The 13,608-nt window shown below is 49.1% G+C and carries 13 protein-coding genes and 2 other annotated features; of the genes, 10 read left to right on the forward strand and 3 right to left on the reverse strand.

The features are described 5' to 3' along the window. Positions 1-16: 16 nt before the first annotated feature. Both MHI12_RS06465 and MHI12_RS06470 read right to left on the reverse strand, forming a co-directional pair. Positions 17-886, reverse strand: a complete 870-nt coding sequence (locus MHI12_RS06465; protein ID WP_405171896.1) for a VOC family protein — start codon at positions 884-886, stop codon at positions 17-19. Between the two features lie 316 nt (positions 887-1,202). Further along, a complete protein-coding gene (locus tag MHI12_RS06470; protein ID WP_339299785.1) occupies positions 1,203-2,117 on the reverse strand; it encodes a Ku protein in 915 nt (304 codons plus the stop codon). Positions 2,118-2,387: 270 nt separating this feature from the next. On the opposite strand from MHI12_RS06470, the gene MHI12_RS06475 reads away from it, so the two are divergent. The 7 genes from MHI12_RS06475 (at position 2,388) to MHI12_RS06505 (ending at position 8,995) form a co-directional block, all read left to right on the forward strand. Continuing rightward, positions 2,388-2,684, forward strand: coding sequence for a hypothetical protein (locus MHI12_RS06475; RefSeq protein WP_405171897.1), 297 nt, complete (start codon positions 2,388-2,390; stop codon positions 2,682-2,684). Positions 2,685-2,688: 4 nt separating this feature from the next. After that, a complete protein-coding gene (locus MHI12_RS06480; RefSeq protein WP_026081228.1) occupies positions 2,689-2,865 on the forward strand; it encodes an H-type small acid-soluble spore protein in 177 nt (58 codons plus the stop codon). A gap of 265 nt (positions 2,866-3,130) precedes the next feature. Beyond that, positions 3,131-3,613, forward strand: coding sequence for a tRNA (adenosine(37)-N6)-threonylcarbamoyltransferase complex ATPase subunit type 1 TsaE (gene tsaE, locus MHI12_RS06485; RefSeq protein WP_036611276.1), 483 nt, complete (start codon positions 3,131-3,133; stop codon positions 3,611-3,613). Positions 3,614-3,615: 2 nt separating this feature from the next. Next, positions 3,616-4,464 (forward strand): tRNA (adenosine(37)-N6)-threonylcarbamoyltransferase complex dimerization subunit type 1 TsaB, encoded by an 849-nt coding sequence (tsaB, locus tag MHI12_RS06490; protein ID WP_405172946.1) that lies wholly within the window; start codon positions 3,616-3,618, stop codon positions 4,462-4,464. A gap of 17 nt (positions 4,465-4,481) precedes the next feature. After that, positions 4,482-5,003, forward strand: a complete 522-nt coding sequence (rimI, locus tag MHI12_RS06495; protein WP_036668955.1) for a ribosomal protein S18-alanine N-acetyltransferase — start codon at positions 4,482-4,484, stop codon at positions 5,001-5,003. Next, positions 5,000-6,055, forward strand: coding sequence for a tRNA (adenosine(37)-N6)-threonylcarbamoyltransferase complex transferase subunit TsaD (gene tsaD / locus MHI12_RS06500; protein ID WP_405171898.1), 1,056 nt, complete (start codon positions 5,000-5,002; stop codon positions 6,053-6,055). The genes rimI and tsaD overlap by 4 nt, the downstream gene beginning before the upstream one ends. Before the next feature lie 284 nt (positions 6,056-6,339). Further along, positions 6,340-6,698: a binding site (T-box leader), on the forward strand. A gap of 66 nt (positions 6,699-6,764) precedes the next feature. Further along, positions 6,765-7,104 (forward strand) — a binding site (T-box leader). 331 nt (positions 7,105-7,435) lie between these two features. Then, positions 7,436-8,995: a 2-isopropylmalate synthase gene (locus tag MHI12_RS06505; RefSeq protein ID WP_036668956.1), complete on the forward strand. Its 1,560-nt coding sequence runs from the start codon at positions 7,436-7,438 to the stop codon at positions 8,993-8,995. 652 nt (positions 8,996-9,647) lie between these two features. Here the strand turns inward: MHI12_RS06505 and MHI12_RS06510 are convergent. Next, positions 9,648-11,606 (reverse strand): ABC-F family ATP-binding cassette domain-containing protein, encoded by a 1,959-nt coding sequence (locus MHI12_RS06510; protein WP_405171899.1) that lies wholly within the window; start codon positions 11,604-11,606, stop codon positions 9,648-9,650. 279 nt (positions 11,607-11,885) lie between these two features. Between MHI12_RS06510 and MHI12_RS06515 the strand changes: the two genes are divergently transcribed. The 3 genes from MHI12_RS06515 to MHI12_RS06525 are packed head-to-tail and all read left to right on the forward strand — an operon-like array spanning position 11,886 to position 13,566. After that, the gene (locus MHI12_RS06515; RefSeq protein ID WP_341010132.1) at positions 11,886-12,524 is read left to right on the forward strand and encodes a 5-formyltetrahydrofolate cyclo-ligase; all 639 of its coding nucleotides are present in this window, start codon (positions 11,886-11,888) and stop codon (positions 12,522-12,524) included. 15 nt (positions 12,525-12,539) lie between these two features. After that, positions 12,540-13,043: a cyclic pyranopterin monophosphate synthase MoaC gene (moaC, locus tag MHI12_RS06520; protein ID WP_223869015.1), complete on the forward strand. Its 504-nt coding sequence runs from the start codon at positions 12,540-12,542 to the stop codon at positions 13,041-13,043. A gap of 37 nt (positions 13,044-13,080) precedes the next feature. Beyond that, the gene (locus MHI12_RS06525) at positions 13,081-13,566 is read left to right on the forward strand and encodes a molybdenum cofactor biosynthesis protein B (RefSeq protein WP_017690080.1); all 486 of its coding nucleotides are present in this window, start codon (positions 13,081-13,083) and stop codon (positions 13,564-13,566) included. Positions 13,567-13,608: the final 42 nt, after the last annotated feature.

Raw genomic sequence — 13,608 nt, forward strand, 5'->3', positions numbered from 1 at the left:
TAACGCCTAAACAAAATCAGTTCGTAGTTGTCAGACGTATACGAATATTTTGTGGGTCTACCGTAAACCAGGTACCTTCCACTTGTGTAACGACTGCACCGGATTGACGCAATTGTTCAAGTGCCTGATCCAATTGTTCCTTTGTGGTGTACACAATGGTGAAGTAGTCAATTCCTGTAGCGTTATCTGGATTGACAGGTGCGTTCACTCCCGCCCAGATATTCAGTCCCAGATGATGATGATAGCCGCCTGCGGATACAAATAGTGCTGACATGTTGGCGAAGTTACCCACGATATCAAAACCGAGTATGCCGGTGTAGAAGTTGCGGGCTTCTTCCAGGCTGCGGACATGGAAATGTACGTGACCAATAACGGTGCCAGCAGGCAGACCCTGCCAAGGTTCATTCTCCGAGATGGCAAACAGGCTTTCCACATCAACAGGATCACTTGCCATCACGTAGTTATTGTCACTATCCCGTTTCCAGGTATCACGTGCACGGTCGGCATAGATCTCAATCCCGTTCTGATCGGGATCGGAGATATAGAAGGCTTCGCTGACCAAGTGATCGCCTTGGCCGATATCGATACCGGATGCAGCCAGATTACGAAGAGCAAGACCCAGGGACTTGCGGTCAGGCAGCAGGATGGCGAAATGATACAAGCCAGCGTGTGAGCGTTCCGGCAGGGTAATTCCATCCGTGAGCTCTTCCAATCGCAGCAGGGACTGTTTTCCGTCGGCTGTCAACGTGGCCACTTTGCCACTACGCTCCAGTAATTTTAATCCAACCACATCGGTATAGAACTTAATTGAACGGTCTAGGTTCATAATTCGGAGACTCACTTCACCCAGATGGGTTGTGGCAGGGATTTGATACGTAGTATTCATAATGGTTTCCTCCTGATAATAGATAATATAGGTTCTCGTTTGATTGTGTATATGCGTTGAAAACAGATTATTTAATTGCATACTGTTGAAGTAGAATTACAGGGTGACTGTATATTTATAAATAAGTTACTTTTCATAAGTTAATATAAAATATAAATCAGCTTTCGTCAATCGTATTTTGCAATTATAACTATAGTTTTATTGACAAGAACTGCTTCAATAGTTCTGTAAAACAAAAAAATCCGACTGTAAAGCCGGACTTGAGTTGAACGCATTACACACGCATATAATGGAATCGTTCTTTCCTAGGCGACAATCAAACTTTTGGTTTGGGTGTCGCCTTTTTTCTTTTGGCTGGTGCAGCAGGTGTATCGGATTCTCCTCCGGCAACCGCTTGAGCAGACGTTTTTCGCGGTGCACGTTTCTTAGGCTTGGCCGTTGTTGTCCCAGGGTCAGCCGGAATGGGCTTCACGGCCTCGATACTTGCCTGCAAGGCAGCCATCAAATCCATCACATTAGCTTCAGGTTTGGCTGGAGCAATCTTGATTTCTTCGCCTGCGACTTTGTGCTGGATTAGATCCAGCAGTTTGCTGCGATAGTCATCGGTGTATTTACCGGGTTCAAAAGGCGTGGACAATTGATCAATCAGCAACTTTGCCATCGTAAGTTCCTTTTCATTCACGTTCTGCACTTCCGGCAAGTTGGGCACCTGGGAGACAGGACGAATCTCGTCCGGATAGAAAATTGTCTCCATGGAGAGGCAATCTTCCAGCACGCGTATGGCAGCCAGACTGCTCTTCGAGCGAATGGAGATTTTGGCGATGCCAATTTTGCCGGTATCCCGCATCGCGTTCATCAACAGTTGGTAGGCATTTCCCCCAGCCTGATCGGGCGATAGGTAATATGTTTTCTGAAAATAGATCGGGTCAATCTCAGTCAAGTCGACAAAATCCAGTATGGTAATGGTTTTGCTGGTGGAATCATTTAACGCTTCCAATTCATCTTTCTCGAAGAGTACAAACTTTCCTTTTTCATATTCATAGCCTTTGGTAATCTCTTCCCACTTGACGTCCACTTCACAGGATGGACATTGACGAACATAAGCGAGCGGGCTGCCGCAGACTTTATGGATATAGCGCATGGAGATGTCTTTGTCTTCGGTAGCCGAGAACATTTTGACAGGGACATGCACAAGGCCAAAACTGATTGCGCCTTTCCAAACGGTATGCATAGATCGGCTCCTTTCATTGAGGTACCTTTTAGAGGTTGTTCAAAAATTCCATCTTCTCTGTACTGAAAACCGGTCTTTTTGAACACGGATTTATATTTAATAGTATGGGCATCTGGTGCAAGGGATAATCGTCTTGTAGATGAACGAATTCGTATGGTTCGGCGAGACTCGGGGATGATAACAGAAACATGCTTGGGATTCCAACAGGAAGATGAGCATGAGATAAGTAAAGTAGTTATTCTCGCAGCACATATGCCGGGAGGTGCAATATTGAAGAACAGACGTGATGAGGAAGAAGCACACAAGCATACATTTTCTCCGTATCCTCTTGCCAAAGCCGAAAGTGCTGAAGAATTCTATACACCTGCTACAGCTGTAAACTGGGAAGCGGTCACTTCGGAAGAATTGCCCCTTGATCGGGAGTCGTTCATGCTCGACATTGACCGGATGGTGAATGAAGGGTTAGGCGGGGGACAAGTTACGGAAGATAACGGTTTTATTGGTGAAAGTACAACAGATAGCATGGTTCGAGAGTCACATGATGATCCGGAAGGGGAGTATGAATAAGATGATGGATGCAAAACGCGCCAAAGCGATCTATGATTCGAAGGATACCATTGCCGTTACATTGGAGGGAGATCCAGTCTGGATCGAGAATGTGGATGAAGCCAATGGCATGGCAACCGTTCAGGTTGGCAGCAGACCGGGAAATACCCAGACGGTTCGTGTGGATCGCTTGGAGGAGTAAATACAAGTAGCATATAGTTATTGAGGGATTCGAGAATGAATAAAAGCTGAAATATATGCATAACACGGCCGGTACCGAGAGGTGCCGGTTTTTTTGTTTTTCCTAATAGGAGTCTGAAACTTCGAAGGAAGCGAGTTTTGAGACACGTCTTAATGCATGTTATATTTCCGCTTGCCTCCTTGGATGTTGCGGGGGAAGAAAGGGACCGATATAATAAGGTTCAAAGTGAACTCAGGCGGCTGGACCGCCAAAGGTGGGGCGAATATTGAATCAGACGCACGAGCAGTGGGTGTATCAATCCCATGGCATTGCAGATACAGAAGCACTTGCTTCCGCACTCGCCAGACAGGCAAACACCGGCATGGTGATTGCTTTGGATGGTGATCTGGGCGCGGGAAAAACGGCATTTTCACAGAAATTTGCCTGGCATTTGGGTGTACGTGATGTGGTAAGCAGTCCCACATTCACACTAATCAAGGAGTACGAAGGGCGTCTGCCTTTATATCACATGGATGTATATCGCATATCGCTGGAAGAAGCGGATGAGCTTGGACTTGATGAATATTTCTATGGAGCCGGAGTCAGTCTGGTGGAGTGGTCGAGTATCATTCCCGAATTGCTGCCGCAAGAGCATTTGCATGTGCAGATTGAAACAACGGGCCTGGAGGATCGAACGATTACACTGGATGGGTACGGCGAGACTTATGCAGCCATGTGCCGACAGTTCAGACAGAATGGGGTCAAATGATGATGGAAGATTTACAAAAAGAGCCGCGTCAGCGGTTTTTGGCGTTGGATACATCCACCGCAGTGATGGCAGCTGCGATGATGGAAGATCATGCGCTTCTGGAAGAACGCAATGAACGGGCTGAGCGCAACCATTCGGTACACGTCGTACCGGTGATGGAGCAGCTGCTGGCCGCCAGCAACACACAGCCTGGGCAACTGGACGGCATTGCCGTTGGCGTTGGCCCAGGCTCGTACACGGGCATCCGCATTGCGGTGACCGCGGCGAAGACACTGGCCTGGGCGTGGGACATCCCCGTAGCCGGGGTGTCCAGCCTTCTGGCCATCGCCTGGGGCGGCTGGCACAGTGGCCTTGCCGCCAAGGCGGAAGCTGCGGGAGAGGATGCCGCAGCAGGGGCTGGCGGAACGCCATCCGCGGACCAGGGCAGCACAGGTGCTGCCCCTGTCCACTGGATCGTTCCGCTTGTGGATGCACGGCGCGGTCAAGCGTGCACCGCGCTGTTTGCCTCCGCCGGGAGCGATGCGCCCCGGCGTCTGGCGCCTGATGCCATCCGCAAGATGGACGGATGGCTGGAAGCCCTCGCCGCCCGCATGGCGGAGGCGGCGCCGGAAGAGCGGCCCGTAGCCGTCTGGATCGTCGGCGAGACGGGCCCTCATGCTGCGGCAGCGGCGGAGCTTCGCTGCCCCGCAGGAACGGCGCTCCAGCTCGTACCTTATGAGCTGGAAGGCCGCTGGGTTGGGCGCCTTGGCGCGGCCGCGCTGCTTGCAGGTCAGCGTGATGACGTGCATGCGCTGGTGCCGAACTACACCCAGCTGTCTGAAGCGGAAGCCAATCTGCTGCGCAAAGGCTGAAGGGGGAGGGGAAGCAGATGGACAATGTGGCGAATAATAAGCAGGAAGCAACGCTTCAGTTCAGGTTCATGACACTCGCGGATATTCCCGATGTGATGGAGATTGAACATGAGGCCTTTACCCTGCCCTGGACGGAAGAAGCATTTCAAAATGAATTGACACACAATCATTTTGCTAAATATATGGTGATGGAATTGGAAGGCAAGGCCATTGGCTATGCAGGTATGTGGACGATCATGGATGAAGCCCATATTACCAATATTGCAGTCAGAGGTGCGTACCGTGGACGCAAGCTTGGTGAAAAGTTACTGGATGAATTAATGAGCACAGCGGCTTATCTCGGGATGGAACGAATGACGCTGGAGGTCAGAGTCTCGAATAGCATTGCCCAGCGTTTGTATCAGAAAAAAGGGTTTGAATCGGCGGGTCTTCGTAAAGGGTATTACTCCGATAATGGGGAAGATGCGATGATTATGTGGGCGAACTTGCCGTCTGCAGGCCGGAGCGGCGAAGAGGAAGGAAGCGTACTGGATTCATGAACGAACTCAATGAAAAAATAAATTCTGCACCATCCTACATTTTGGCGGTGGAGACAAGCTGTGATGAAACATCGGTAGCTGTAGTTAAGGATGGGAGAGAAGTGCTATCCAATCTGATCTCAAGCCAGATCGAGACCCATAAGGCATTTGGTGGAGTGGTACCTGAAGTGGCTTCACGCAAACACGTTGAAGTCATAACGTTGATGCTGGAACAGGCGATCGAGCAGTCCGGCATTCGTCCACGTGATCTAAGTGCAATCGCCGTGACGCAAGGCCCGGGACTCGTTGGGGCATTGCTGGTAGGGATCGTTGCGGCCAAAACGCTGGCGATGGCACTGGGCAAACCGCTCATTGGTACACATCATATTGCAGGGCATATCTATGCCAACCGACTTACTCATGAACTGCAATATCCAGCGATGGCACTGGTCGTATCCGGTGGACATACAGAACTCGTGCATATGGAATCCGAGGGCAAGTTCAAACTGATTGGTCGTACACGTGATGATGCCGTAGGTGAAGCGTATGACAAAGTAGCACGTGCATTGGGTTGTCCTTATCCGGGTGGACCGCATGTGGACCGGATGGCGTCTGAAGCGGAGGATGTAGTGCCATTGCCCCGGGTATGGCTGGAAGCAGGTTCGTACGATTTCAGTCTCAGTGGTCTGAAGTCTGCTGTACTGAATGTGCTCAACCAAGCCAAAATGCGCGGAGAAACCTTGGAGCCGTCTGCGGTTGCACGTGGTTTCCAGGAATCTGTCGTAGAAGTGCTGGTGGAGAAAGCAGTTAGAGCAGTTCGTGAATATGGTTCACGTCAACTGTTATTATGCGGTGGTGTTGCAGCTAACCGGGGGTTACGCTCGGCATTACAGGAGCGATGCACGAAGGAAGGGCTTGAACTGTTAATCCCGCCAATGGAGTATTGTACAGATAATGCGGCCATGATTGGAGCGGCTGCGTATCTGAAATGGCAGCGGGGAGAAATTGCTGAATTTGATGCGAAGGCAGATCCGGGACTTTCTCTGGAGGAATGGTCCGTTCAGTCCTTATAGAGGTTGTTCAAAAAGCCCGCTTTTGATTACGAATGATGCCTAGCGGCATCATCAGCATCGAATATGGGATTCAGCCGAAATGTCCGTTGCTCACGTAGTTTTGACTACGCTCCGCTACTCCATTTCTAGCTTCATCCCATCTTCTCGATACTGAAAACCGATCTTTTTGAACACGCACTTATAGTTTATATAAACAGGCAGTTTGAGATTAAGAGTTGACAGCAGGGATGTAAAGAATGTATATTTAGTTACAAATTTAAACAGGAATTCAGATTCCTGAACTGATAAACGCGATGAACAGGAATAGTAAGGTCATTCCCGGTCTTAGAGAGCTGCGGTATGGTGCAACGCAGTCGAAGGAAACCTGAAACTCACCTGGAAGCGGAACGATGGAACACGGTGACTCCCTGGGAGAATCCGAAGGCCGATTATGGCCCAAAGTACATGGTTACGGGTTGCCTCCGTGAATGGGCCGTTGTCGGTAGGACCGTTATTACAAGGATCAACTGACGATAACTGAGGGGGCTTTCAGGCTGCTTCAAGTGATCCGGATATGCGAAAGCATTCAGGGGTTGTCTTGAATGAACAGGAAGGAAGTCAACAAGAGTGGTACCGCGAAGGTGAACAGCCTGTCGTCTCTTGCATTATTGCATGAGGTGGCAGGCTTTTTTGATTTTCAAAATAAGAATGAATGAAGTTAGGTCATATTATAAATGTGATGAACGGGAGCAGTAGAACGATAAAGCGCTCAGAGAGCTGCGGGGTGGTGCGACGCAGTGGCTGGAATCATTCGAATCTCGCCCGGGAACGGAGCTGTGGAAGCGTGGGGATGATATCAATCGCCCAGTTGTCCTGATGGACAATAACATGTGTTTACACAGCAACGGTTAACCCCCGTTATAGGGTGTTTCTCCGAATTCCAGTGGTGTCGTGCGTGCACGCACATCCAGCGGATTTCGGAGACGACGAGGTGGATGGAGTCCGGCGCAAGCCTGGCCCATCAAGCGAGAGTGGTACCGCGGAGGGGATAATAACCCGCCGTCTCTTATATGAGATGGCGGGTTATTTGTGTTTGCTGCCGGCAGCAGGGTGGGTATGGGAAGAACCATATGGAGATTGAAAAGTGAGAAAGACAGGGTGTAAGTCGACGTACACCCTGTCACAAGCAAGCAGGATCAGCAACGACTAATGGACATCGTACATCAGGTATAGCCATTAGATATCCAGCAGGCATTATGGAGACCAAGACCAAGGACTAAGCAACAAACGACATACGCGTTACAAACAAAATATATAACAACAGTGATGGAGAACAACTGATGTTCTATCCTCGTGGATCGTAACAAAAAGGATTATAAAATTTGATGGAGGTTGATGGATATGACAACAACTAATAACAAACGCATGATTGAGATTTTTGATACAACGCTGCGTGATGGAGAGCAGGCACCAGGGGCAAGTCTGCAACCCGAGCAAAAGATTGAACTGGCACACCAACTGGCTTCTCTGGGTATCGACGTCATTGAGCCTGGATTCCCGATCTCCAGTCCAGGTGAGTTCGCGGCGGTTCAGGCGATTTCGAGACAGTTGCAGAACGTGGAGATCTGTGGATTCGCGCGTGCGGTCAAAGGTGATATCGATGCAGCAGTTCAAGCAACAGCGGATGCAGCACGTCGCCGAATTCACCTGTTTATCTCTTCTTCGGATATTCATATTGAGCATCAACTGCGCCGTCCACGCAGTGAAGTGGTGGCTACTGCTCGTGAGATGGTATCTTATGCACGCCAGTTCACGGACATCGTAGAGTTCACAGCGATGGACGCTGCCCGTACCAAGATGGACGATTTGATTGAAATGGTTGAAGTCGCCATTGAAGCTGGAGCGAGCATTATTAATCTGCCGGATACGGTCGGTTATGCCCTGCCACATGAGTATGGGGAGATGTTCCGCCGGGTGCGTGAGGGTGCAAGAGGCGGCGATCAGGTTCGCTATAGTGCTCACTGTCACAATGATCTGGGCCTAGCCGTAGCCAATAGTTTGGCTGCGATTGCCAATGGGGCTACCCAGATTGAAGTGACCATCAATGGTATCGGAGAACGGACGGGGAACTGTGCACTGGAAGAGCTGATTATGGCGCTGGAGACTCGGGGAGACGCAATTGGTGCAACGACTAACATTAAGCTGAATCAGCTGTATGAGACTTCACGTCAGATTAGCCGTGCGATGCACTTCCCGATTGCGTACAACAAGCCAGTGGTGGGACGTAATGCGTTCCAGCATGAATCCGGCATCCATCAGGATGGTCTGCTGAAGAATCGGAGCACCTATGAGATTATGGATCCGGAAGCGCTGGGTATCCCACGCAGCATGATTATTTTGGGGAAACACTCCGGTCGTCACGCCCTGAAGGATCGGGTTCGCAAATACGGTTTTGAGCCGGATGAGCAACAGATGGAGCAATTGTATGAGGTATTCAAAGAAACCGCAGACCAGCAAAAAGTGGTCAGTGACGACCAGTTATTACAGATGGTTAGCCAGACCATGAATATTCCTGCACAGGACTATGAACTGGTTGAATTGCAGGTGACGGCGGGCAGTATGACGGATCGAATGGCCGCCGTTCGCATTCGCACAAGCGCTGGAGAACAATCTTACTCCGCTGTTGGCGGTGGACCCGTGGATGCAACCATCCGTGCGATTGGTCAGAGCATTTCCGATGATATTGCATTTGTAGATATGGAGATGCATGCCTTGAGTGGTGGAGAGGGTGCAAGTGCAGAAGCTGTAGTTACCGTGGAGCGTGCAGGACGTGAGTTCCGGGGAACAGCAACACATAATGATATCGTCATGGCTGCCGGTTTGGCTTATGTAGCGGCTTGTAATGCTGCTGGGCTGAAGGCCGAGTCTTCCGAACATCATGAACAAGAAGCACATGCGTAAAACATCTTTTGCCAGATCGCATCTACAGCGGCAATAGTAGCAATTGCAATTCGATGTAAATAAACATGGCATATAGTAAATAAATGACGGGCAGGCCTTGAACGACAAAGGTCTGCTTTTGTCTTATTATGGAGGAACATTGAGGAGTGGAAGGATGCATTTGTCAAGGTGTTACTATAGTTATCCACATATCCAGTATAATTTGTGGGTAACTACTGCAAAACCAAACCAGTATAGTTTTCGAAACGAAAAGGGTTTAGGGGATAGAATGACTCCTTACTATCCACAAAGTTGTGGATAATGTGGATAATTTGGTGGATAAATATGGTTTTTGTGTGTAAAAGGCTATTCTACCGCTGTATAATTAAGCTTATTAATGTGCTTGCTATCTTGCTTTATTGTGGATAAGTGAGAGGGACAGGGGGCTAAAAATATTTCTCTTCATTCGAGTAAATTTGACAAAAGTCAAAACAGCTTCCCTAGCCTCCGTAGGTTAGAGTTCAATCTCAAGGAACATATAGAACATAAGGTGCATACCTTCAATACTCATCCGTAACAAACAAAAAGCTGATCCCAATAAGGAATCAGCTGGTGGTACAACTAAACTTGGATGGACGCGATTAAGCCATGGTCTGAGTCTGTACTATTCGTACTATTCCATAGCTAGTTCTTCCCAGTCCTCGTATGCCTTGGTGAGTTCTGCTTTGTGTTCCTCCGATTGTTGCTGGAGTTCTTGCAGCTTCATATAATCCTGATAGATTTCAGGCAGAGCCATCTGTGCCTCAAGTTCGGTAATCTTTGTTTCCAGCTCCGCAATCTGTTGTTCCAAAGCTTCCTGCTTGCGTTGCCGGTTACGCTCTTCACGCTTCGCCTGTTTTTCCGCTTCGAATGAAGCCGCTCCGGATTTTTCGGTTGTGGCTGTGTTCAGATCAGATTTGGACGAGTTCTTGGACGAAGCTTGACGTGCCTCAGCAGCTTCACGTGCGATGTCCTCAAGCTCCTGTTTTTTCTCCACATAATCATCGTAATTACCGAGATATTGTTCTGTGCCGCCTGGATGAAGTTCAACAATGCGTTCAGCCATTTTATTGAGGAAATACCGGTCATGTGAGATGAACAGCAGGGTGCCTTCGTAATCCATTAATGCCGCTTCCAGCACTTCTTTGGCAAACAGGTCGAGATGGTTCGTAGGCTCATCCAGAATGAGCATATTGGCTTCCTTCAGCATCAGCTTGGAGAGAGAGACACGTGCTTTCTCACCGCCGCTGAGGGAGGATATTTTCTTGAGCACATCGTCACCGCTGAACAAAAAGTTCCCCAGTACGGTCCGAATGCGTGCTTCTTCCATCCCGGGATAGGCACTCCACAGTTCTTCCAGAACCGTGTTGGACGGATTGAGCCCAGTCTGTTCCTGATCATAATAGCCAATCTGCACTTTTGTTCCCCATTGGATCTCCCCGGTTACCGGACGTAAACTTCCCGTAAGACACTTCAGCATGGTGGATTTACCAATACCGTTTGGACCAATCAGAGCAACCGTTTCCCCACGCCGCAGATCGAAGGATACATTGCGGAACAATGGAGAGGCCTCGTCATAAGCGACAGACAGCTGATCCACTCGAAGCACTTCCTTGCCGGACATAACGGCGGTTTCGAAGGAAAAATGGGCTTTTTTCAAATCTCCCATCGGTTTATCAAGCCGCTCCATTTTGTCGAGGGCTTTGCGCCGGCTCTGCGCCCGTTTGGTTGTCGAAGCGCGTACAATATTTTTCTGAACAAAATCTTCCATCTTGGAGATTTCACCCTGTTGTTTCTCATATTGCTTCATCTGAGTTTCATATTCGGCAGCTTTGAGTTCCATATAACGGCTGTAATTGCCCGTATATTTTTTGGAGCGGTGACGTTCGATCTCAACGATGGTTGTTACGAGTCGATCAAGGAAGTACCGGTCATGGGATACCACGAGCAGCGCGCCTGAATAACCTCTCAGATAATCTTCCAACCATGTAAGAGTGGCGATATCGAGATAGTTGGTAGGCTCGTCCAGCATGAGCAGATCGGGTGCCTGAAGCAAAATACGAGCAAGCGCAAGGCGTGTCTTCTGCCCGCCGCTCAGAGTAGCAATGGGGGTGTCTGGCGAAAATTCGCCGAATCCCATCCCGTGCAGTACGCTGCGAATGTGGGTTTCCATTTCATAACCGCCATGGTCCTTGAACCAATCGGAGCGTTTCGCATAACGTTCCAGCAGGTCAGCATACTTTTTCTCGTCTTCCATCTGGGCAGGGTCGGCAATATCACGTTCCATCTGACGCAAATCTGCTTCAGCCTGTGTCAGGTGAGCGAAGACGTTCATCATTTCTTCCCAGATGTTACGGTCGGATTGCAGCCCGCTGTTTTGAGCGAGGTAACCGAGCGTTGTTTCTTTGGACTTGAAAATCTGTCCTCCGTCATAGGACATTTCACCGGCTACAATTTTGAGCAAAGTGGATTTCCCTGCACCGTTTACACCAACGAGGCCAATGCGCTCGCGTTCTAATATTTGTAAGTTCACGCCGTCCAGGATTGGATCGACACCAAAACGTTTGATAATTCCGGATACTTGCAGCAGCATAAAATTAAGTTCCTCCATAGGTCCAGTTCTTGATATGACAACTATATCCCAGTTTACATGAAATACAGAGCAATTGCACCGATTGGGAACGCATGGGGCATGTAGTCTTTTTGATCAATCAATGATAAACTGAAAGAAGGCATGTTATTACATGAGGATTTTGCAGAAAATGAATCATTTTAACCATTTCAACAAGATGACAACTGGTCATAACATATAAATCATTTTTAATGAGAGCTTTTTTCTACCTTCCCTATCAACAGGAGGTTATTCAAGGATATGCAGGATCATGCGGAACTGAAAAGTCAGCTTCGATCCAGACTGAGACAGAGCCGTGATCTGATGGATGCAAGCATGCGTCAGCAGGCAATGACTAAGATTAACGCTGGAGTGAAGCGGGAGCTGGAGCGCCTTAGACAGGCCAAGAGTAAGGTCGTGAACAGACCACTCGTTATATTCAGTTATTTGTCCTATGGAAGCGAAGCATCCACAGCTTTTCTGTTTCAAGAGGGCTGGAAACATGGAGATGTGATGTTTGCACCAAAAGTATTGGCGAATCCACCCCGAATGGAGCTACGGCGAGTGACCGGAGAACAAGATCTGGAGCCAGGCATATGGGGGATACCCGAACCTAAGGATTCCTGTGAAGTCCTGACGCCTGATGATTGGCCGGATATCGATCTCGTATTGGTACCGGGGCTTGGTTATGATCTCCATGGCGGGCGTATTGGTTATGGTGGCGGTTATTATGATCGTTTTGCCGAGACGCTTGCAGCAACATGTGTGATGACGGGCAAGAAACCGTTGATGGCTGCGATGGTATTGCCGGGTCAGCTACAGGAGGAGATCCCGATGGACCTGCTCGATCTGCGGATTGATCTGTTGATAACAACCGAAGGTATATTACATATCGAATAAAGGGTTGTGATGTGATTGAGTTCAGAAGTGAACAACGGCCAGGCTTCCGGTGGTAAACTGACCCATTTTAATGAACAGGGGCGGGCCCGGATGGTTGATATCTCAGGTAAGGAAATTACCGTACGTACGGCTGTGGCTGTAACCAAAGTGACGATGAATCCAGATACACTGGAAGCGATTCGGGAGGGCCGAATCGGCAAAGGTGATGTTCTGGCTGTGGCTCAGATTGCCGGGATTCAAGGCGCGAAAAAAACGTCGGACTGGATTCCGATGTGCCATCCGCTGGCACTGACGGGTGTGGATATTCGTTTTCATGATAATGGAGTGGATGAATTACACATTGAAGTTACTGTCAAAACCGAAGGCAAAACGGGTGTTGAGATGGAGGCACTCACGGCTGCCTCAGCTGCAGCACTGACGGTCTATGACATGTGCAAGGCCATGCAAAAAGATATGATTATCGGTCCAACCATGCTGAATTCCAAGAGTGGTGGCAAAAACGGTGATTACAGCCGATAGGCAATATTTATTTTCATAGAGGAGAAGGGTGATCTTTATGGTGTGGAGAACAGCAATCCTGACAGCCAGTGACAAAGGAGCCCGCGGGGAACGTGAGGATACGAGTGCACAAGTCATTCGGGAGCTGGTGGAAGAAGAGCTGGGTGGTCAAATCGTGGAGTACCGTATCGTTCCGGATGAACCCGATGAGATTATTGCGGCTTTGATTGAGATGACGGATTATTTTCACGCCGATCTGGTGCTGACTACCGGTGGCACGGAGCTGGCCATTCGTGATATTACTCCGGAAGCGACCCGGCGCGTAATTGAGCGGGAAGTTCCCGGGATGGCAGAGGCCATGCGGTATAGTGTAATGAGCAAAAACCGTTCTGCAATGCTGTTCCGTGGGGTATGTGGCATTCGTGGACGTACGCTGATTGTTAATCTGCCAGGTACACCAAAGGGTGTGCACGAACATCTGGCGGCCATTATGGATCAGCTTCCGGAAGCGCTGCTGATGGTTACGGGTCAGTTCAAGCAATAATCGAGCATGGACTCTGGGGCAAGATATCCGATTAGCCATGAC

The organism is Paenibacillus sp. FSL H8-0280 (assembly GCF_045040665.1).
GTDB lineage: Bacteria > Bacillota > Bacilli > Paenibacillales > Paenibacillaceae > Paenibacillus > Paenibacillus xylanexedens_A.

Coding starts and splice junctions, on each gene's coding strand:
- MHI12_RS06505 (WP_036668956.1), top strand. CDS start 7,436: ATGACAACAACTAATAACAAACGCATGATTGAGATTTTTGATACAACG.
- tsaB (WP_405172946.1), top strand. CDS start 3,616: ATGGAAGATTTACAAAAAGAGCCGCGTCAGCGGTTTTTGGCGTTGGAT.
- MHI12_RS06515 (WP_341010132.1), top strand. CDS start 11,886: ATGCAGGATCATGCGGAACTGAAAAGTCAGCTTCGATCCAGACTGAGA.
- MHI12_RS06510 (WP_405171899.1), bottom strand. CDS start 11,606: ATGCTGCTGCAAGTATCCGGAATTATCAAACGTTTTGGTGTCGATCCA.
- MHI12_RS06470 (WP_339299785.1), bottom strand. CDS start 2,117: ATGCATACCGTTTGGAAAGGCGCAATCAGTTTTGGCCTTGTGCATGTC.
- MHI12_RS06525 (WP_017690080.1), top strand. CDS start 13,081: ATGGTGTGGAGAACAGCAATCCTGACAGCCAGTGACAAAGGAGCCCGC.
- rimI (WP_036668955.1), top strand. CDS start 4,482: ATGGACAATGTGGCGAATAATAAGCAGGAAGCAACGCTTCAGTTCAGG.
- tsaD (WP_405171898.1), top strand. CDS start 5,000: ATGAACGAACTCAATGAAAAAATAAATTCTGCACCATCCTACATTTTG.
- MHI12_RS06465 (WP_405171896.1), bottom strand. CDS start 886: ATGAATACTACGTATCAAATCCCTGCCACAACCCATCTGGGTGAAGTG.
- MHI12_RS06480 (WP_026081228.1), top strand. CDS start 2,689: ATGGATGCAAAACGCGCCAAAGCGATCTATGATTCGAAGGATACCATT.